Source organism: Microcoleus sp. D2_18a_D3 (assembly GCF_036702455.1).
In the GTDB taxonomy this organism is placed as follows: Bacteria; Cyanobacteriota; Cyanobacteriia; order Cyanobacteriales; family Microcoleaceae; genus Microcoleus.
Genome location: NZ_JAUBTK010000077.1, coordinates 15,507 through 37,795, shown reverse-complemented (window position 1 = coordinate 37,795; position 22,289 = coordinate 15,507). Strand labels below are relative to the sequence as shown.

The 22,289-nt window shown below is 45.9% G+C and carries 12 protein-coding genes; 9 read left to right on the top strand and 3 right to left on the bottom strand.

The window, feature by feature from the left end; genetic code table 11:
* Positions 1–94: 94 nt before the first annotated feature.
* Positions 95–3,313, bottom strand: coding sequence for a glycosyltransferase (locus QUB06_RS26890; protein ID WP_333437874.1), 3,219 nt, complete (start codon positions 3,311–3,313; stop codon positions 95–97).
* Between the two features lie 190 nt (positions 3,314–3,503).
* Here QUB06_RS26890 and cobA point away from each other — a divergent pair, with 190 nt between their 5' ends.
* The 7 genes from cobA (at position 3,504) to QUB06_RS26855 (ending at position 9,702) form a co-directional block, all read left to right on the top strand.
* On the top strand, positions 3,504–5,069 hold the full coding sequence (gene cobA, locus QUB06_RS26885; protein WP_333437873.1) for a uroporphyrinogen-III C-methyltransferase: 1,566 nt from the start codon (positions 3,504–3,506) through the stop codon (positions 5,067–5,069).
* A gap of 32 nt (positions 5,070–5,101) precedes the next feature.
* Positions 5,102–5,293: a DUF2281 domain-containing protein gene (locus tag QUB06_RS26880; protein WP_333143403.1), complete on the top strand. Its 192-nt coding sequence runs from the start codon at positions 5,102–5,104 to the stop codon at positions 5,291–5,293.
* Between the two features lie 16 nt (positions 5,294–5,309).
* Entirely contained in the window at positions 5,310–5,666 is a 357-nt protein-coding gene (locus tag QUB06_RS26875; protein WP_333437872.1) for a type II toxin-antitoxin system death-on-curing family toxin, read from the top strand.
* A gap of 234 nt (positions 5,667–5,900) precedes the next feature.
* Positions 5,901–7,091: a tetratricopeptide repeat-containing serine protease family protein gene (locus QUB06_RS26870; protein ID WP_333437871.1), complete on the top strand. Its 1,191-nt coding sequence runs from the start codon at positions 5,901–5,903 to the stop codon at positions 7,089–7,091.
* A 93-nt stretch (positions 7,092–7,184) separates the two neighbouring features.
* A complete protein-coding gene (locus QUB06_RS26865; RefSeq protein ID WP_333437870.1) occupies positions 7,185–8,357 on the top strand; it encodes a tetratricopeptide repeat-containing serine protease family protein in 1,173 nt (390 codons plus the stop codon).
* Between the two features lie 87 nt (positions 8,358–8,444).
* Positions 8,445–9,023: a Uma2 family endonuclease gene (locus QUB06_RS26860; RefSeq protein ID WP_333106196.1), complete on the top strand. Its 579-nt coding sequence runs from the start codon at positions 8,445–8,447 to the stop codon at positions 9,021–9,023.
* Positions 9,024–9,336: 313 nt separating this feature from the next.
* Positions 9,337–9,702: a hypothetical protein gene (locus QUB06_RS26855; protein WP_333437869.1), complete on the top strand. Its 366-nt coding sequence runs from the start codon at positions 9,337–9,339 to the stop codon at positions 9,700–9,702.
* A 206-nt stretch (positions 9,703–9,908) separates the two neighbouring features.
* Here QUB06_RS26855 and QUB06_RS26850 read toward each other — a convergent pair whose 3' ends face one another.
* Positions 9,909–12,935 (bottom strand): PAS domain S-box protein, encoded by a 3,027-nt coding sequence (locus tag QUB06_RS26850; RefSeq protein WP_333437868.1) that lies wholly within the window; start codon positions 12,933–12,935, stop codon positions 9,909–9,911.
* Between the two features lie 422 nt (positions 12,936–13,357).
* Between QUB06_RS26850 and QUB06_RS26845 the strand changes: the two genes are divergently transcribed.
* Together QUB06_RS26845 and QUB06_RS26840 are read left to right on the top strand one after the other, a co-directional pair.
* Positions 13,358–14,782 (top strand): diguanylate cyclase domain-containing protein, encoded by a 1,425-nt coding sequence (locus QUB06_RS26845; protein WP_333437867.1) that lies wholly within the window; start codon positions 13,358–13,360, stop codon positions 14,780–14,782.
* Positions 14,783–15,700: 918 nt separating this feature from the next.
* Entirely contained in the window at positions 15,701–16,912 is a 1,212-nt protein-coding gene (locus QUB06_RS26840; RefSeq protein ID WP_333437866.1) for a transposase, read from the top strand.
* Positions 16,913–17,016: 104 nt separating this feature from the next.
* Here QUB06_RS26840 and QUB06_RS26835 read toward each other — a convergent pair whose 3' ends face one another.
* The gene (locus QUB06_RS26835; protein WP_333437865.1) at positions 17,017–22,161 is read right to left on the bottom strand and encodes a CHAT domain-containing protein; all 5,145 of its coding nucleotides are present in this window, start codon (positions 22,159–22,161) and stop codon (positions 17,017–17,019) included.
* Positions 22,162–22,289 lie beyond the last annotated feature (128 nt).

Genomic DNA, 22,289 nt, shown 5'->3' with positions numbered 1-22,289 from the left:
AGTTTTTGAGCAATAACTTGCCTTCTGTTGAAAGGCAGCTACTTTTAGATGCGATCGTTTTTTAGTCTAAACTCCAGAGAATAAATAATCCAGATTAACTTGCGATTTGTCCCAATAGCTTTTCAGCACTATTCACGCTTTCCATATCGTAAAGTTCCCGGTTGTAACAAACAATTTGTGCTACCAACTTGTGATGATATTGCTGAGCTTTTACCAACATAGAACCCTGGGAACGCCGATAATTGACAACTACTTCTCTCGTTCCCAAAAAGGGAATATTGTGCTTGTGGCAGTTAACCCAAAACTCCCAATCTTCGTAACCTTCCTTCATCCCAACTTTGTACCCGCTGACCAAATCCAAAATAGATTTGTGATAGAGTGAAGACGGGTGAATCATGTTAGATTGCTTGATATTTTCGGGAGAATACAACTCGTAACTGGGTACTATGCGATTTTCAGTGCCAAACATTTGATAAGAACCAAATGCTACGCAAGGTACATTTGATTTTAAACATATTTCTAAAAGGTCAGTCAAGGCGTTTTCAGCTAGGATATCATCGGCATCTAAAGGCATAATGTATTCACCGTTTGCGGCTGCTATGCCCGCATTTCTAGCACTTGAAAGCCCTTGATTTGTTTGTTCTACAAGCGTAATTTGATATTGGGAATTGGCTACTATTAAATTTTTGGCAACTGTGCTGGTAGTATCTAAGCTGCCGTCGTTGACAATGATAATTTCCCAATTTTTGTATGTTTGGTTAATCACGCTAGTTACTGCTTGCAGCAAAAAATGAGATTGATTGTAGCAGGGAATAATCACAGATACCAAAGGTCGATATGCCAATTGTGGCGATGCTGAAACTTGTTTGACACTTTCTGATTGTAAATTGTCGGTCGATTTTCTAGCAGTTTGCAAGCTGTAAAAATAAATTTTGGGGTGGACGATCGCTAATTGATTCAGAGCGGTATTTTGATATTCATTTACTAACCTCGGATATCCCGGCAAGTATTCTTGTTTAACAAAAATCAAGATATTCTGAGCGTACCAAGGCTCTACTTTGTCATTGTTCCATATTTTTTTTCTCAAGCAGTCAATAACTGCATAGCCCTTTTTCTGAAAGTAATAAACCCAATATTCTGGCCACTGTTCGTTAACGTGTTCGACGCCTCCTTGAAATGGTATCGCGGCAGAAAACAGAATCACCGGTGCTAGTTGAGTGAGAGAATTAACAAAGTTTTCGGCACAGGTAGCCGGCAAATGTTCGGCAACTTCCAGAGAAATTGCTAAGTCAAATTTTCTGTTTATTTGCAGCGGTTGCTTTAAATCGGCGGATTGGAACTGATTTAAAGGAATTTGTAAAATAGTGCGATCGACATAATCGCCATCTATTCCCAAACAATCAGCAATTCCCAACTTGTGAAACGCAGCTAACCAGCTTCCCGTACCGCAGCCCACATCCACCACACTTTTAGGTAAAATTGGTTGCAGCAAGTCTAACAGCAGGGGAATAATTTCTCTAGCAGAACTGCGAGTTCCTTCTCCGATTAATTGGTAAAAATCTCTTGTATAAGATGACTGTTGGTTTTGATTTGTTTGGCTGGAATTTTGAGAATTAATTGCCTCTAAACTGCTAATATTGTAACCGTGCAAATGTGCTGGCAACTGCCAGGAAATCTTGGGGTCTGGTTGATGTTTTACTGGCTCGACATTGCCCCGCCAAGCAGCGCCCATAATTTGCATTGTTTGATATACTACCGTTTGCCATCCCCTTTGCCTCAAGTAATCTAAACCTTGAGCAACAGCGGGGGCCGCTAAATCGTGAAATAAAATTATCGCATCTTCTTCAGCCAATTTTTCACACGCAATGGCATCATTTAACGGGCCTTCATTTTCGTGTTCCCCGTCAATAAAAATTAACGACCATTTGCGGTTGAATTGAGCGGAAAATTCTTCTACTCTTTGGGGGCTATAGCCGGGTATTAGCTCGACTGATGTTTGAACGCCAGACGCATTTAGAGCACCTTGAATTGAATCGATTACGCTTTGTCTGATATCTTCTCTTTCTAACAGCGGATCGACGACATCTAACTCAACTCCTGCCAGGGCTAAGTGACAGGCAGACCACCCTAGCCAGCAGCCTATTTCTAAGGCTTTTTTACCTTTGAATTGTAGAGCTGTATTGTAAAGTATGTGTGCTTCGTCGCGGCTGAGAAATCCGACTGAATTAGCACGGCGATCGACATACCAATTGTGCTTGATTTCCCGGCGCAAATAAGGCCACGGACAAGTCTGAGTATCCCCAATAATCATGTTGGGAAAGTACGCATCTGGGAGAACAACTTTCAATCCGGGCGAGACATAATCTCCGGCGGGCAGCAAAGTATTGTTTGTAATTTCAGATAACGGCGGTAATGTCATTTTTTTTTGTATTAAATTAGGAGAGTTGGGCTTTTTTTTCGGTTGGTAACGAAGACTAATTTCTATTTGATTGCCGTCCGTTGTTGCTAATTTTACCAAGTCGTGTTTGTGACCAGTCATGTGCAGAATGCCGATCGCCTCCTGTGGCAAATACGGCTCCACAAAACAGGCTTGGTGCTTGTCCCAAACGGGCAAACCAAAGTTGCAGCTCCAGTTGCACCGAGCCGGCAGCATCTCTGTTTTGTCAAACATTTCAGTGCCGTAAACTAACCGATTTAAAGCTATTTGGTCGGTCATTAAAGAAACGTGCTGCTGCAATCCTTGCTCCAGATATTCTCCCCAAATTTCCCAATGGGGGGCGTCTTTTTGCAGCGCGAAAATACCTGCATTTATGGTTGGATAGCTGTGCAACCGTTCGGCTACTTCTTCGCCAAAAGCGGCCTGATAATCGCGGTAAACAAATTGCCAGTACCAAGGCAGTTTGCCGTAAGCTAAATAATAACCCCGGTCGAGTTCTGCAACAACTGCTAAACCGCGTTTAGCCGCGCCTTTAACTAACAGTTCAACAGCTTGCCAATCTTGCACCCAAGCATCGGCATCTATCCAAAGGTAGATGTCAAAATTGGGAAAATATCGACGGAGAAACGGACGCGCTAAAAGTCCTTTGAGATAGTGAGGGGCTTCATTTTTGCCAGGAAAGTCAAAGTCCCAATCGGGCTTTTGAATGATATTAACTTGTGTTTTTAACCACTGCAACTGTTGGGGAGTGCAGCCGAGATCGAAAAAGCCGATCGCCACATTTTCGCCCTCGGGTTTTTCCCGCACCGATAAAATAGTACCTCGCACCAATTCAAAGTAATTTGCATCGGCTGCTGTGATGATGATAATCTGCATAAATAGTAACGGGTGCATCTCGTTGGGTGGGGGCGGGTTTCTTTAACCTGTTTGCACCGTTGAGGGGAAGGGGTGAACCTGTCCCTACAGGCTGCTTGAAAAGTCTGATTAAATTATAGGGTAGGGTAGGGTGCGCCGAAGCACCGCAATATTCATAAAACTATACTATCGAGACGATCGAGGAGGAATTGTGAAAAACCACAAAGGGAAAGTTTATCTAGTCGGTGCGGGGCCCGGAGATTGTAACTTGATGACGGTGCGATCGCACAAACTGCTATCCCAAGCAGAAGTCTTAATCTACGACGCCCTCATCGACATCCCGCAACTCGAATTAATCCCAGCAACTTGTCGAAAAATCGAAGTCGGGAAACGCGGCGGCAAACCTTCCACCCAGCAGCAAGAAATTAACCGTTTGCTGGTAGAAAATTGCCAACTAGGAAAACAAGTGATCCGCTTAAAAAGTGGCGATCCGTTTATTTTTGGTCGTTCTAGTTCCGAAATTCAAGCATTAATCACAGCGGGCTGCGAGTTTGAAGTAATACCCGGAATATCCTCCGCATTAGCCGCACCTTTACTAGCAGGAATTCCCCTCACAGATCCGGTAATGAGTCGCTGTTTTGCAGTGATGAGCGCCCACGAACCGGATGCTTTGGAATGGGAAGCATTAGTGCAGATAGAAACTTTGGTAATATTGATGGGAGGGCGCAATTTAAGCGAGATCGTCTGGCAATTGCAAAAGCACGGACGATCGACCGAAACTCCGATCGCCATTATCCGAGATTGCGGCCGCCCCGAACAGCAAATTTGGCTGGGCACTCTCTCCAACATTGTACAGCAAACAGCAGGTCAATCTCTATCGCCTTGCGTGATCGTAATTGGGGAAGTAGTTAGATTGCGCGAATATTTAATCCAGCCAGAAAGCACAAATATGATCGATACACCCGTCACCGCTAATAACAGCCAATTGCCGCTAGCAGGAAAAACCATTTTAGTCACGCGATCCGTTTCTCAGTCGGCTGAATTTAGCGATCGACTCCAGCAACAAGGAGCCCGCGTTATCGAAATGCCCGCCTTGGTAATTGGGCCGCCGTCCACTTGGGAACCATTAGACAGCGCGATCGCACAATTGTCAAGCTTTCACTGGTTAATTCTCACTTCCCATAACGCTGTAGACTGCTTTTTTCAACGATTACAAGCCAAAGGCAAAGACGCCCGCAGCTTGTTTGGTATTAAAATCGCAGTTGTCGGTAAAAAAACAGCCGAAAGTTTGCGATCGCACTCTCTACAACCAGACTTTATTCCCCCCAACTTTATCGCCGATTCCCTAGTCGAGAACTTCCCCGACAACTTGCCAAACTGCAAAATCCTATTTCCGAGAGTAGAAAGCGGCGGCAGAGAAGTTTTAGTTAAAGAATTCACCGCCCAAGGAGCGCAAGTAATAGAAGTGCCAGCTTACCAATCTTGCTGTCCCGAAAATATCGATCCTATCGCCCTATCCGCACTCCAAAATCAAGCCGTAAATATCATAACATTTGCCAGTTCCAAAACTGTACATAACTTTTGTCACCTCATAGAACAAAGCCCGGAATTGTCCCTGTCTAAGGATTGGTTAGAAAGCGTTTGCATCGCATCCATCGGGCCGGAAACTTCCAAAAGCTGCCAAAATTTATTGGGTAAGTTAGACGTAGAAGCCAAAGAATATACCTTAGACGGATTGACTGAGGCGATCGTTGAATGGACACAAGCGAGGTTGTAAAATAGTTGTACGATCATTAGGAGGAAAGAAACATGACCGCAAAAGACCAACTTCTTCAAGAACTAGACCAAGTATCAGAACCATTGCTGCTGAAAGTGCTTGAATTTGTCCGTTCCTTAAAGAGTGAAGAAGAACAACAAAAACTAGAAGCCAAAGCATGGCAGGCATATCTAGATTCAGAACGCGAAAGAAAGGAGGTTTACCGTCGCCTTGCCAACTCCTAATTTTGTCAGCAAAAGTATGGTTTTAAGTATCCACGCCAGACAGATAGAGAGATTTGGCGGCACTCCAGGCGTCAGAGACGAAGGTTTGTTAGAGTCGGCTTTGGCTCAACCGCAAGCAACTTTTGGCGGGGATTTTTTGCATCCAACGATTAGCGAACAAGCTGCTGCTTATCTTTATCACCTAGCGATGAATCATCCGTTTATTGATGGTAACAAGCGATCGGCTTTTGCAGTGACAGATACCTTTTTGCGTTTAAATGGTTGCGCTCTGAATTTGACGGACGATGGAGTATATGATTTAGTCATGCGAGTCGCGCGGGGAACGATGACTAAGGAAGAATTAAGCACCGAGTTTGAGTCATGTATTGTTTAGTTTTAATAAGTAAGTTGGGCAGCCTTCATTGAGATTAAGTAAGGTGCGCCCATAAGCACCCTAGAGTGAAAAAGGGAATCGAGGAACAAAAAAGCGAGTAAAATTATCACTAAAGAACAAAGCCGAGATCCTTTGCGTCAAGCCAGTAATAAAACTACACAGAAAAAAAGCACAAACCGCCGATCGCCCTTCCTCCACCAAATCCCGCTACCCAGCTACTAATTAGCAATAGCCATGAATATAAATTTTTCTCGTTACGACACCTTAACCACCCTGCTAGCAGGAACTACCGCAGCCTTAACCATAGTCATCAGCCAACCCGCGATCGCCAAAACCCCCCAAGAAGTCGCCAGCATTGCCGGGCCGCTGACAGTACAAATTAATAGTTCCCTAGGAGACGGTTCTGGCGTAATTATTGCCAAAAACGGCAAAACTTACACAGTTTTAACAGTCAATCACGTCGTAGAAAAAGCAGACGTGAAATACACCGTTCGCACGTCTCAAGGCAAAAACTATCAAGCAACCTCCGTCACCCGTTTGCAAACCGCCGAAACTGACCCGGATTTAGCCGTAGTCAAATTTGAAAGCCCCGAAGAATATCCAGTCGCGACGATCGCAGATTCCGATCAAGCCGTCATCGGCAGTCAAATCTTCGTTTACGGCTATCCCGCTACGGGCGGACTTTTTGGCGCCGAACGAGAACCCGAACTCTCTCCGGGACTCGTTACCAGCCGCCCCAGCAACCGCCCGGAAGGTTACACTTTGCGGTATCAGGCCGTAACCTGGAGTGGCATGAGTGGCGGCCCAGTTTTTGACTCCGAAGGCCGAGTCATCGGTTTACACGGACAAGGCGAATTTGGTTTCGCCCAAACGAGTTCCGGCGAAGTCGCCCCGATTAAAACCGGATTTAATGCAGCAGTTCCCATCAATACATTTATCGCCAAGCTAGTGGCGGCGGGAATCAACAAATCCGAGTTGAAAGTAGACAATACTCCCCCAACCAGTGGCCCGGTATCCACCGCCAATCCGCAAGATGCCCAAGCCTATTATTTTCGAGGACTTTCGCTGTTAGATCAAGGAGATGCTTGGGAGGCGATCGCCGATTTCAACAGAGCACTCGCTTTCAAGCCCAAATATACCCCTGAATTGTATTTTAATATCGGTAATGCCCGCACTTTCATGACCGCCAGCGTGCCCCAACTCGGTCCCACACGCGGTTCCACTGCTATTCAAGCATACACGCGGGCGATCGAAGCCAATCCCGGTTTTGCCGACGCTTACTACAACCGAGCTTTAGCTTACCTGGACAACCAAGACCAACCGGAAGCAATTGCCGACTTTCAAAAAGCAGCAGAACTTTACAAGCAAGGCGGAAGAACCAGCGCCTATCAAGACGCAATTAACAGAATCAAACAGTTGCAATAAACTTAGCCTTTAAGAGTTCAAACATCAAAATGAAGCTATTCATTTTGATGTTTGAATTTCCAACTAGGCTAATTAATATAATCAGCAACTACCATGAACGTAAATTTTTCCCGTTTCGACACCTTAACCACCTTGCTAGCAGGAACTACGGCGGCCCTAACCATAATCATCAGCCAAAATGCCATCGCCAAAACTCCCCAACAAGTCGCCAACATTGCCGGGCCGCTGACAGTACAAATTAACAGTTCCCTAGGAGACGGTTCTGGCGTAATTATTGCCAAAAACGGCAAAACTTACACAGTTTTAACAGTCAACCACGTCGTCGAAAAACCCGATCTCAAATACACAGTTCGCACCTCCACAGGCAAAAACTATCAAGCAACCTCTGTCACCGGGCTGCAAACAGCCGAAACAGAGGCGGATTTAGCCGTAGTCAAATTTGAAAGCCCCGAAGAATATCCAGTCGCGACGATCGCAGATTCCGACACAGCCGTCATCGGCACTCAAATCTTCGTTTACGGCTACCCCGCTACGGGCGGACTTTTTGGCGCCCAACGAGAACCAGAACTCTCTCCCGGACTCGTTACCAGCCGCCCCGGCAACCGCCCGGAAGGTTACACTTTGCGGTATCAGGCCGTAACCTGGAGTGGCATGAGTGGCGGCCCAGTTTTTGACTCCGAAGGCCGAGTTATCGGTTTACACGGACAAGGGGAATTTGGTTTCGCCCAAACGAGCTCCGGCGAAGTCGCCCCGATTAAAACGGGATTTAATGCAGCAGTTCCCATCAATACTTTTATGGCGAAACTGGCGGCGGCGGGAATGAACAAATCCGATTTGAAAGTAGACAATTCTCCCCCCACCGCAGTTCCCCTATCCACCCTCAACCCAAAAGACGCTGAGGCCTTTTATTTTCGAGGACTGGTGTACTTAGATGAGGGATCTACTTTCGAGGCGATCGAGGCTTTCAACAAAGCACTCTCTTTCAAACCTAACAACACACCGGAATTGCATTTCAATATTGGTAATGCCATCACCATCGCCAGCACTCCCGATACACGCACTAACCCGATTCCAGCATACACGCGGGCGATCGAAGCCAATCCCGGCTTTGCTGACGCCTACTACAACCGGGCTCTAGCCTACCTAGATCAAAAAAACCAACCGAAGGCAATTGCCGACTTTCAAAAAGCAGCAGAACTTTACAAACAAGGCGGCAGAACCAGCGCCTATCAAGACGCGCTCAACAGAATCAAGCAATTGCAGTAAAATTAGAAGTTAAGAATTAAGAATTAAAAATGACTAATCCCATTTTTAATTCTTAATCAAGTTCATAAAAACAGCAGGTAAATAACAATGACTGCTATCACCTTAAACCTCAACTCCCTGATTAAACTAACTTCAGAACAGTTTTATCAACTGTGCGAAGAAAACCCAGACTTGAAACTCGAACGCAACGCCAACGGAGAATTAATTGTCATGCCGCCAACCGGAGGAGAAACGGGAAGAAGCAACTCAAAATTCAACTTACAGATTGGACTTTGGAACGAACAAACCCAACTCGGTGAAGCCTTTGATTCCTCAACTGGATTTACTCTGCCCAATAAAGCCGATCGCTCTCCCGATGCGTCTTGGGTAGAGAAATCTCGCTGGGAAGCTTTGACACCTCAACAAAGAGAAAAATTTATCCCGCTTTGTCCCGATTTTGCTGTGGAAATTCTCTCCCCAACGGACAGCTTAAAAAAGACTCAGGAAAAAATGCAAGAGTATATGGAAAATGGCTGCCGTTTGGGTTGGCTGATTAACCGCAAAAAACGCGAAGTTGAAATTTATCGCCCCGGTCAAGATGTGGAAGTTTTACAATCTCCTCTCACTCTTTCTGGGGAAAATGTTTTGCCGGGATTTGTTCTCAATTTGCAAAAAATTTGGAATTAGCCGAATTCAATTTTGACTTATTATCTCATCTTCAATAAAATAACCGTTACCATTTCCTAGTGAGGAATGCAAGTCAGACCGAGTTCGCTCAGGACTCTGGGTTCTCACTACCAACCATTTTTATTATCGTTCCAGCGGACATAATATTAGCTGGAAATGTGATAAAATTATGAGTAGCCATAAAATTAACAGGCTAGAATTATGGTTCCAACAATTCCAGCTACAAATGTCACATGAGAATAATTAAAAACACTTTTTGACCTTCAACTTGTCACAGACGGGAGCATCTCAATGAAAGCAGCAAAGCTCGAAATTGGAATTAGGAGTCACGAGTCAGGAGTCAGGAGGAAAGAAGAAGAAGGAAGAAGGAATGAGGAAGAAGGAAGGAGCCATAATAAGTGTTTTTACAAATATGAGATGCTCCCTCACAGACGACAAAATTTTCAGAGAATGGCAAGACGAATTGCCCGAAATCACCGACTTTCAAAAACGACAGCTAGATCAGATTAAAGCGGCTTACTTCAACTTGTGGCAGTATCGGCCGATACTGGAAAAAACCATCAGTTTGTCGATCGCCTATCCGCTGTTATTTGCTGGCGAGTTTTACAGCGTATTCCAAGTTTATGAACTACACCGCGCTCTCACGCCCGTTTCTTTACAGTGCTCGCATCATTACTGATTCTGTTGCTCGAAACCAGGTTTCTCGCCATCTACATCTACATGGAATATGCTGTCTTGATGAACCGTTGAAACTCTGATTTAAGCGTTGGTTTATGGCTGCGGAGCCTTTAATGTACCCGCAGCCAACCAAGCGGGTAAAGAGATTGGGAATTATTGGAGAGGTTTTTGGGAGCAATATAGCTTCTTTGTCCTTAAACTCGATAACTAAACTGGATTCGGGAGCAGAGGTCGAATTAACTCCATAATTTGGTCATACTTAAAGTTATGGACAGAATCAATTAGCGAACTGGAAAGGGTTGATTTAGATGCGGGAATTTGTTGGATTAGCTCGTTCATGGCTTCAGGATCAACATAGTAGGCAGCTTGATACATTTCTTCTAACCACTGAGAGGACATCACGGCTAGATCTTCTGGAGATAAAGAATCAACAGATAGTTTTTGGGAATCTTTTCCTACAACTGTGTAGATGTACTCTACTCCCAAGTATTGAGCGAGTTTGTCAAAGACGAGGCATTCCTGAAATGGCTTGCTCATAAAGTCGTCACAACCAGCCATAAGAACTTTCTCTCGATCTTCTTCAAAAGCACTGGCAGTTAAAGCAATAATGACAGTCTCTTTTCCATGAGGGTGTTCTCTAATGCGTTTGGTAGCTGTGTAGCCATCCATGATCGGCATTCGTAGATCCATCCAAATCAGGTGTGGGGACCAACTTTCCCACAGGGATAGTGCTTCAACTCCCTGTGTTGCTTCGCGCACCTCAAAACCGACTGAGGTAAGAAGTTTGACCAATAAGCGGCGATTTTCCTCTATATCTTCAACCACAAGGATGCGGTAAGTTGCTTGTCCTGGAGCTATACCCATCACTCTTTGTTTAAGCAATTCTGAGGCAAGGCAGACTGCTTGAGGTAACTTTACCCCAAGTTCAAAGTAAAAAATGCTGCCCTGATTCAATGTGCTTTGAACCCGAATCTGACTACCCATGAGTTGGACAAATCTTTGGCTGATAGCTAGACCTAGACCAGTACCTTGATTCAATTTATGCCCCGCTTCAGCTTGGACAAACGCCTTAAATAAACTCTCAATTTCTGTTGGAGCAATTCCCACTCCAGTATCCTCAATTTCAAAATATAGGTGACAGGACGTTTGGTCGCTGTGTTCTGATCTTACTCGTAAGGTAACGCTTCCTTGATTAGTAAACTTAATCGCATTACCGAGCAGATTGACTAAGACTTGATACAGTTTATGCTCATCGGTATGCACAAATTGGGGAAGATTGGGGTCGATCTCGAAAATTAGTTTCAATCCTTTCAATTGGGATTTAATTTGCAACATTTCTTCAATAGAAATCAGCAAAGATTTTAGGTCAAAGTCAGAAAGAGAGAGTGTCATCTTTCCGGTCTCTATTTTAGATAAATCTAAAATGTCGTTAATCAATGCCAATAAATGTGTGCCGCTACGATTGACGATCGCCAAATCTTGTTGGAGTTCGGGAGTCAGAACAGGATCGTAACTCATCAATTGCGTAAATCCCAAAATAGCATTGAGAGGAGTACGCAGTTCGTGGCTCATATTGGACAGGAACATACTTTTGGCTCGGTTTGCTGTTTCTGCTGCTTCCTTAGCTTGCTGAAGTTCCAACTCGGCTTGTTTGCGATCGTTAATGTCAATTAAATATCCCAACATTTCCACTGGTCTACCTGCAGGATCTCGAATTAGTCTGAGTTGACAGAGTATCCAGCGATAAACCCCATCTGAGCGACGAAGACGGTATTCATGGAAATAAAAATCATTGACGAATAGATTGTCTAAGCCATTAACCACTCGTTCTAAATCATCTGGGTGTAAGTTATGCACCCAAAAGTCAGAATCTTCTAAAAAATCAATGCTTTCATAGCCCAATACATCTTTGATATTTTTGCTCATGAACGTTGCTGCATAATTGCCATAAGGTTGACAGCCAAAAATAACGACGGGGCTGTAGTTCAGGAGAAAGTTGAGGCGATTTGTGGTAGATTGCAAGGCTTGCTCAGCTTGTTTCAGCTCTGTCACATCCTCCTGAACGGCAACATATACAGTTCCATATTCAGGATGCTCAAACCTAGATGTATGAACCCTGCACCAAAAGAGAGTTCCATCTTTTTTCTTATTGTAGACTTCATATTGTGCTTCTCCGTCCCGAGCGAGTTTAACAACAACATCTTCAACGGTTTCGTCGGGTGTAACCTCTGTATCGACGTAATTTATTACACCAACAGATTGACCTGCGAGTTCACCATCTGCATAGCCAAACATCGCGTTAAACTTGGGATTAGTGTAGACGATCGTGAGGTCTGAGGCTTTAATTAAACACACTCCACCTGCCATGTTATGGATAATAAGACTCTGAAGCTCTAGCGCCTTTTGAGCTTCTTTTTTAGCGGTAATTTCTTGCATCTGAGCAATAAAATGCAGTGGATTTCCCTGTTCATCTTGTACTAGCGATCCATTAAGAAGAATCCAAATTATATGTCCTTCTTTATGGAAATAGCGTTTTTCCATTTGGTAAGTTGAAATGATCCCTGCTAAGAGTTGATGTGCATAGCTAAGATCCCCGTCTAAATCGTCAGGATGGGTAATGTCTTGGAAAGTTAACGCTAACAACTCTTCTGATGAGTAGCCAAGAATCTGACATAAGGCCGGATTTACTTTAATCCAGTGCCCATCAAGTGAAACGATCGCCTTTCCAATGGACGCATTTTCAAAGGCATTGCGAAACTGCTCTTCACTGTTTCGTAAAGCCACCTCAATTTGTTTGCGTTCGTTTTCAGCCCGCTTGCGCTCATTGATCTCCTTCTCTAAGGCTTGATTTGCCACAATAAGTTGAGCTGGACTAGGTAAAGCTAAGGCTGATGGTATTAACAATACTAGCTCAGATGCAGTATATATAGAAATCAGAGCAGTAATAGCTTTAAGTCCTCCCGAAAGCCAATAAGTAGGAAACCAAAGCGTCCAAATTTCCATGATATGAGTTGTACCACAGGCAATTATGAAGGCGCAAAACAGAAAAAATACTTTCTGAAATGGAATATCTTGGCGCTGTCGCACAAAGTAGATTAGCATGATTGGGATGGAGTAGTAAGCTAAAGCAATTAAACCATCGGATAAAATATGTAATCCTACTAAATTTGTTTGCCAGAGATAGCAGTGACCATGAGGAATGAATCCTGCCGTCTCAAAAAAATGTGTAATCATACCTAACCTGAATTATTCATGAGTGCTGAAGTGCTTAGCGATTGAGTTCTGCCATTGCCCGCTTCATAGTCGCAGTCTTACCGGGAAAACCACTTTTGAGTAGGGAGATGTCAAATTGCCAATCTAGCAGCACGAGACATCCGATCGCAATGACGAGTAGACTTGCCCTTTAAGAAATGTGCTTGTTCATAAATCGGCTGCTTGGGTTGAAAAAAGGTTCTCCTAATGTTAGCCGAAACGAAGAAGGGCAACTACGGAGGGATTATCCCTACCTCAACAAGTCAGATTTTGTAGGGGCTGTGGCGGCGTGCCATTCCTCGAACTCTGCGATCGCAGGATTTCTTTCTGCGTAAAGTGAGTTTATAACCTAATAATTCAACTATACTCTTATTCATAGGCTTGTAGTCCTCTGGCAAGAAACTATGGAAAGGAGTAGGATTCTCGATAGAACTAGCGATAGAGTGAGCGATCCAGCTACCAACTACCGCGGCAATATTTTAATTGTTGACGATCTGCCTGACAACCTGCGTCTTCTGGGCCGTAGTTTGAGGAGACATGGTTATAAAGTTCGCTGTGCCACAACAGGTGAAATGGCGATCCGAGCCGCCCAATCGCCATGGACGGAACTAATTTTACTCGACATTAAATTGCCCGATTTAGATGGCTATGAAGTTTGTAAACAATTAAAATCTAACGAGCAAACCACAAGCATTCCGATAATTTTTTTGAGTGTTCTCAATGAAACTTTCAATAAGGTTCAGGGGCTGGCTGTTGGTGGCGTAGATTATATTGCTAAGCCGTTTCAAATCGAAGAAGTATTAGCTCGTGTCGAAACTCACCTAACCATCCGACGGTTGCAACAAAGCCTCCAAGAGCAGAACTTACGTCTCTTGAGAGAAATGGAAGAACGCCAACGTCTCGAAGCATCCCTCTTTGCCGAAAAAGAACTCGCTCAAGTGACTCTCCAATCGATTGGTGATGCAGTTATTACTACCAATGCTCAAGGTAATGTGCGATTTTTCAATCCTATCGCTGAGCAACTGACAGGCTGGAAGGCTCATGAGGCTAAGGGACTCCCCCTGTCTACAGTCTTTGAAATTGTAAATGAAGTAACGCGAAAGCCAGTACAGAATCCGATCAACAAGGCTCTGTTGGAGAAGCGAATTGTGGGCTTAGCTAACCATACTATACTGATTGCGCGCGATGGGACGGAGTATGCCATTGACAACTCAGCAGCACCGATTCGAGACTGCCAAGGTCAAATTATCGGGGCAGTCATCGTCTTTCATGATGTTACCGAATCGCGCAATCTTGCTCGTCAACTCTCTTGGGAAGCCAGTCACGATGCTCTGACGGGTTTAATCAACCGTCGAGGATTTGAGCAGCGACTAATGGAGGCGATCGCCTCTGTTCAAGATAGCAATCAGGAGCACGCTCTCTGTTATTTAGATTTAGATAAGTTCAAAGTCGTTAACGATACCGCAGGTCATTGTGCTGGCGATGAGCTACTGCGCCAAATCACTAGACTTTTACAAAAGGGAGTCCGCGCTAATGACACACTGGCTCGATTGGGAGGTGATGAATTTGGTCTTTTGCTTACTAAATGTCCCCTCTCTAAAGCCGCTCTAATTGCGGAAAACCTCAAAGACCTAGTGCATCAGTTTCGGTTTATTTGGGATAGCAAAACCTTTATCATCGGGGTCAGTATTGGAGTTGTTGCCATTAACCAAACCAGCCCTGATTTGATGGAGGTTATGGGGGAGGCTGATGCAGCTTGTTATGCTGCCAAAGGCAAAGGTCGCAACTGTGTTCATGTTTATCGTCTAGATGATGGCGAACTAATATAATTAGACAACGTGGTGAGACGCAGTTGATTTCCCAAATCAGCCGTGCGTGAGAAACCAATCGTTTTTGTCTCTACTCCCAAAAGATTGGCTCTATTACCTCTAATCAATCATTAGAGCCTTATGAAATTTTGTTAAGAATGCTAGACAAAAACGGAGAAAGCGTGGCTCCATGAGTTTATTCTCACCGCCGAGCTTTATGGCTTGATAACCAAGAGCGATTGTTGTTGGGTAATCGAAACTTTTTGATTGAATTATCATATCATGTCCGATCGATTAACCATAATATCTCGGTCGGGGCGGGCTTCGCCGTGAGCTCTACTCCGAACGGTTTTTGAGATTGTCAATTATTGGCAGGTATTGTTGTTGAACCCGCCCTACAAAAATCCCGCTCGACCGGACATGATATCATAATTGCTCGGGGCTAAAAGTTTTTAGTAAAGACTTGTATACGATCAAGATTTCTGGCGCTAGCAGTCGATTTTTTTTAATTTTTATTGTTCCATTTTATCCCGTTTTCGATGTTGAGATCGCGGTCTCTAGTGTGAGTTACCGCACTTTTTTAGCTAGCCAGACGGGAATCCCCACACTATATCGCTTCGATTAGTGTGGGATGAAAGGCGCGGTGAGGCGAGGATTCCACCCGTCAACCAATTCAAAACTATGTTTTGAGCGGTGAACGGGTGGATGACGAGACGAACAAATTATTTTATTCGACGGATCTATTTTGTCCTTCAGTACACTTTTTTAAACATTTCTGTTACCACTTGAGATTGGGCAATAAAAATTAACACTTGAAGATAGAAACCTCGCTGCTTATATGAATAAAATATTCACTCATGCACTTGACATAAAGTAACGCATTCAGGTACATTGACACTAATTGATAAGTGACGACTGCAATTTAATATTTCCCACGCAATGAGAGTTTCTTACCAGTATCGATTACGTCCAACAAAGTTGCAAACCACTGAGATTGACAGATGGCTGTCAATGTTGTGTGCACAATACAACTATTTGTTAGCAGATCGATTCAACTGGTACGAACAAAACCGCTCTTCCATCAATGCGTGTCCGCTAGTTTGCTACTTGCCTGAACTGCGGGACAATCCCGATTACTACAGTCAGAAAAAGACGTTACCTCAACTCAAAAAAACTCACCCTTGGTATGCCGAAATTTATTCTCAAGTCCTCCAAGATGTAGTTAAGCGAGTTAAGGTAACGTTCGATCGTTTCTTAAAAGGTGATAGCAGCGGAAAACGTAGCGGTAGACCTAGATTTAAACCGCGCAGTCGCTACCGCACGTTCACCTATCCTCAAGTTAAAGACGGCTGTCTACAAAACAACTTAATCAACTTGCCAATGCTCGGAAAAGTTAAAGTTGTTTTACACCGTTCGATACCTGATGGATTCAAAATCAAGACCGTTTCTCTCACCAAAAAAGCTGATGGGTATTATTTGACTCTCTGTTTGGAAGATTCAACAGTCCCTGAGAGTAAGCCAGACTTCAATCCTCAAAAGATTGCTGGAATTGATATGGGACTGAAGGATTTTTTGACAACCTCAGAAAACGAGACTGTAGCAATTCCTCAACATTACCGCAAAGCTCAAAAACGCTTGCGAACTATTCAGAAGCGGGTGTCGCGTCGTAAAAAAGGCAGCAACCGCAGGCAAAAAGCAGTTAAGCAACTGGGGAAGTTTCACAAAAAAGTAGCAGACAAACGTAAAGACTTTCATTTCAAAACTGCTAACCGTCTTTTGAAAAAATATGACGTTGTTGCATTTGAAGACTTGAATGTTAAGGGACTTGCTCGTACAAAACTAGCTAAATCTGTGTTGGATGCGGGGTGGTCAAGCTTTCTGTCGATTCTAACAAATAAAGCCGTAAATGCTGGTTTGTTGGTGATTCCAGTAAGTGCTCATAACACTTCACAAGATTGTTCTAGTTGCGGTGAAAAAGTACCAAAAAAGCTGCATGAAAGATGGCATGACTGCCCGAATTGTGGATGCAGTCTTGACCGCGATCATAATGCAGCTATCGTGATAAAAAATAGGGCGGTGGGTCATCCCGTCTTTAAAGCTCAGTTAATGTCCGAAGCAATAGCTGGAGTCGCCCAGAAGCCTACATTATAGCTGTACTCAGCTTAATGTAGGAGTATGTCACGTATTCCCATCCTCCGAGTTTTGCGACTTGTTCTCTCCCGGTTTTTTGGGCATCGCACCCTGTTCCTTCAGAATTACCAAGGCGAACCGATCATGGTAAAAGCAGCCCAATAATAAGGATGCGAGAAATTTCGATCGCCCCTGGCAGTCAACTCCGACGGCAAAGGCAGAGCTTGATTGTTGCCCGATCGCACCAAATAACCATCTTGCAACCGCGCTTCTCCCCGCAACATCGCCAACTGCGCTTGTCGCAAAGCCTCAGCCTTAATCGGCGCTGTACGCAACTCCTGGTAAAACTCAGTCATCAGCCCCAAAGTAGCAACATCGCTGACATACCACAAACTCGCCAAAGCTGATTTTACCCCCGCGTGCACCGCCAACCCTGCAAACCCCAACTCAGCTTGTTCGTCCCCCACCGCCGTAGTACACGCACTCAAAACCAACAACTCCACCTGCGGGTTAGATAACTTCAACTGATCCAACTGATCCAACCGCAACTTAGTATCCCAAAACTGAATGTAAGAATTTTGGGCTCCCCCAGGCTGAAAATCGCCGTGAGTAGCTAAATGAATAATTTTGTATTGCGGTTGATTGCGCTTCTGCTTCAAATTTGCCAAAGTAAAAGCTTCATTGAGAAAAGACGAACCCGGCCAAATCTTGCCCACAATTGTCGATATTTCCAGCGGCACCGCAGGCAAAGGATTTTGATCGTATTTGGCAGGAAAATTCGACGCACCCATCGCTAACACTTCAGATCCCTTAACATCGGCATAGCGAGTATCAGTTAAACTCAAACTCGGAATCAGCCCCAAACTGTACTTTTCTACCAAAAACTGCTTGCCGTCGTAAAGAGCAGCCAAAGGCAAAGTTCGCAAACCGACATCCATCGAAAACACCAAAGTGTCAATCTTGTTAGCCTCCAATTCCGGTTGCAGCGGTGCAATTAACCACTGGTAAAGTTCCTCGGCAGGTTGCTTGTAGTCAGCAGTATTCAATCTCCTGGGACTTCTGATAGCATTAGTGAATTTTTTAGCAACTTGCAGGACTGTCTCGCGGCTTGCAGGCACGCTTTTAAAAACATTTTTGCCGTCTGGCAATAACAACACAAGTTCTAAATGTTTTTCTTTCGCCCACACGTAAAGGATGGCCGGTTTAACCCCTGTCAACTGATTGACGCTGCTGAGAGTATCTCGAATACTTTGCTGCGTGACTGACTTTTCAGTGACAGTGCCCCCAAAGTAACGTTCAAATTCCCGGCCCTGAGTTCTATCCCTTTGCTGCACTGCGTCGATCGGATTTATTGGCGCCATCGAACTCGATCGAGAAATCTCAGGAACCCTCACATTCCCCATACTTTCTGCTGTTACCGCACTCGCGGGCTTCTGTGCAGTTGCCGCGCTACGGTTTTCTGTCGCTGCAGGCGGGGCAAAATTGTCTTGTAACACGGACGGCGACAGCAGTACCGGGCCGGCCGCAGTCTCGTTCGACTGAGCCTCAACAAAGACAGCAGCAGGTTCTGGCGAGACATTTGCGTTAGTGCTCTTGGGCACCGATGCTGCAGGGCCGATACTCACCTGAGTCACAATTTGTTGAGAATTGGCTGTAGTTTTCAGTTCCACGGTGGTAGTTGGTGCCGGACTCGGCACGATCGCCAGCGGCCCGATCGCAGTTGAGGAAGTGGCAGTGTTCGACTTCAAGTTTCCCGTCCCAACAGTCGCCGCCGTACAGGTTCCCGACGGGCAAGTGCTTTGCAGCAGCGTCTGTGAACCCGATCGAGCCAGCCCGTCTGTAGAAATGCTGACCTGGGCGCGCTCAGCAGCCGTTCCTGTTCCCGCAGCCAGAAACGCTCCCCCAGCCTCGATTGCCACATCGCCACCCGTATTGCCACGAGCTTTGATCGAAACAACTTCAACATCTTTCTGCCCGGTAATTTGGCTCGAACCGGCACTTCCCGACTGCGAACTCGAATTGATCACCCCTGTAACGATCCGGCCCGGCGCCGCAATCGAAATATTTCCGCCGCTTCTGGCACCAAAAGCATCGATGTTGCCGGTTTCTACCGCACCGGCGCTGCGAATATTGATAGGGCCAGCCACCCCGGAAGTTGAGCGAGATGAAACCGTACCAGCAGTCAACTTGCCTTGACTGCTAGTGATGTTAATCCCCGCAGTCGAGGTAACGTCTCCGACGGCTACAGTACCGCCCATCAGAGAGATGGTGGCGTTATCAGTGCCGACGATCGCACCCGTTCCCACGATCGCGCCGGTGCCCGACGGCGATTGAATCGTCGTCGGATCTTGAAATGTCACCGCTACTGGCGTGGAATTCGGCGTTGAATTGGGCGCTGGAGAACCAATCGAGATCGCACCGCTACCGTCAGAACGTCCGATCGCGATCGAAGCAAACCCATTCCGAAAAGTGTTCAATTCAGCAGCAGTCAAGTTCAGAGCTTCTGTATCGCCAGAACCTTGAATTATAATATTTTGACTGGGATCAGCCGGTTGCAGCACGAGATTGCCCTTGCTGGCGATCGAATTTTTGTCACCCGTCAAGTCAATTTCGTTGCCGGTTAAAGTAATATTTCCCGGTGTTTTCGAGCCGCCAGCTTCGATCGCGCCTGCAGTGACTCCATTGCGTCCCGTCAGCGTCACATTCCCCGCGCGATCGCCCCTAGTGTCGATCGCCCCGGCCGTCACCGTACCCTGTGCGGTAACACTAACCTCTCCCGCCGAATTGCCTATATCTTGGGAAGAATTGACAGAAGTGTTGATAGTGCGGGCAGTTCCAGTAACTAGCTGACCGGTTGTGACATTGCCTGCGGTGCTGACGATGCGAATTTCCTGATTGTTGGTAGTGATATTTCCGGTACGGATATTGCCGTCAGCTTTGAGAGTAATTGAGGCATTGTCGGCCCCTGTCAGGGAATTTGTGGTAGTGATTGTTCCCAAACCCGCCGGCGATTGAATAATTAGCGGATCGTAAAATGTGAAATCGTTGGCCATGAGAATTGAACCGATACCGTTGCTGCGGCCGATCGTAATTCCAGCAAACCCATTTTCCAAACTTCCGAGGTCGTTTGCCGTCAGATTCAAATAAATATTAGTACCGACATCTCCAGAACCGCCGATCGCAATATTTTGACCGGGGCTCCAAGGTTGCAGTACCAAAAAGCCACTACCGCTGACTGAATTTTTGTCGCCTTTGAAATTAATTTCATTACCAGTCAAAGTAATGTTTCCCGAACCCCCTGCGACGAAGCTCACTCCCAGAACATTCCGAGCCGTCACAGTTACATTTCCCGCCGCTTCCGGGCCGCTGGCCTCAAGTTTTTGGGCCGTTACGTTCAGGCCGTCGAGTACAATATTCCCGCTGCTACCGGTGCTGGGATTGGATGAAGAAATATTGTTGGCAATAGTCGAACCCGGACTAATCAAACTAATATTTCCGCCGTTACTCGACAAATTGCCCGCAGTAATTTGACTTCCAGAAATGGCGATCGCACCGCCACCGGTGCTAATTGTATCTCCAGAATTCATCGAAAAAGCACCCGCACCATTGCCATCGGCATCTGCTCTAAATGTTACCGAACCAGTAGTTGCTTGAAAGCTCAACTGATTGTCCGCCAAATCAGCAATTGTAATATCATTGAGGGCTTCGAGAACCACATTTGACGTAGCCGACATACTTTCCAAAGCTGTAGCCGAAATTGTCAGCGAAGGCTCAGAATTGTTTGGCTGTCCTGGTAGCGTTCCTGTTGCCAAAATATTATTGTTGGCAATTATTTCCGCATCGCCCGCAGCTTCTGGGGAATCTGTAATGAAAATATTGTCTGGATCTAACAGCAAAGTCCCCAAACCGTTTGTGCCAGAGGTATCAACACTACCGTTAAAAATCAATCTTTGCTTGCCCGAAACTTCCACAAACCCCCCAACCCCTGCGGTTGCCGTTGCAGAAACGCCCTTTGCGCTGATGCTGCCCAAAAATGCTGTTGTGTTGTCAGCCCAGACCAAAACTCTGCCGCCGTTGCCTGATTCAGTTGCGTTGGCGGCGATCGAACTTTTGCCATCCACGTAAGTCATCTTGGCATTCGGCACAGTTCCCTCGCCTCGGTAATCTCCCCCGATCCGCACCGTTCCGCCGCCGTCCGGCCCCGAAGCCTCAATCTTCGCTCCAAACAGCCCTACCTTGTCGCCCAACACGTTGACGCTTCCTCCGACGCCCCCCCTGGCAGACACGTCCGCAGAACCCCCTACCAGCGCATTTCCAGCACCTGCAGGCACTGTTTGGCCGCCTGTGAGCACGACTTCACCTTGAGCGTTCGTAGTTATACCCGTAGCGTTAGCCACGCCGGGGCCCGAAAGCAGCCGAGGTAAACTCTGGGGAGAGAAGGGAACCGCTTCGGAACCCGACACTCCCGCCGCCGGAGAAACTTCTAAACTCAGCAAAAGTCCGTCTTGACTCAACCGCACCAGATTTTCGCCTGGGACAGCCGCCACAGTAATTTGACCGCCTGGGGCTGAAAGTTGCCCTGTACTGATGACCGTACCGCCCAGCAAAGTCAAATTTTGCCCGGTTCCGACAGCCAAGTTACCGGCATTGACAATACTCCCCGGCTGTGCACCAAAAACAAAAGCATTCGGCGTTCCGACTAGGGCGGCGTAATCGTTCGCCCCTGTACCGTTGAACCAACGGTCGTCAAAACCGATACCGTTAGCGGTGGTAGCCAAAAAAGACCCGGACACATCGAGTCGGGCATTTGTTCCGAAGATAATGCCTGCGGGATTCATCAGCAACAAATTAGAATTGCCGCCGCTAACTTGAATTAGGCCGTTAATTAAGGAAGCGTCGCCCCCGACAACGCGGCCGAGGATATTTTTAACGCTTGGGTTGGAGATGAAATTGGCAGTTTCGCCAGCATTCAGGCCAAACCGAGTAAAACTGTGGAACAAATTTGCTCCGTCTCTGGATGTAGTGCCGCCTTGAATGTCGTAGCGAGGAGGCGACCCTGTACCTGGGGCGGTGACAGCGGTTCCGGTGCCGTCTGGGGCTGGAGTAATAGATTGTGCTGCAGCAATTTGAGATTGGGGATAAATTGCCACGAGTACCCATCCGCTGCTGTTTTCTTTGAGGAAAACCAGGTTGGGCAAAAAATCTACTATCAAAAATCCAGCAAAGGGAATTGCTGCCATAATCGACCGCACAGCACGTTGAGCATTCATAAGTTTGCCTCGGTCTAGACCTTAATTCGAGTTTAAAATTGAGATTTTAGGTAAAAAAGAGTCGATCGCACCCCTATGCTGACACTTCCTAACGCGAACTCTCGATCGCAAATCTTAAAATTTAAGTC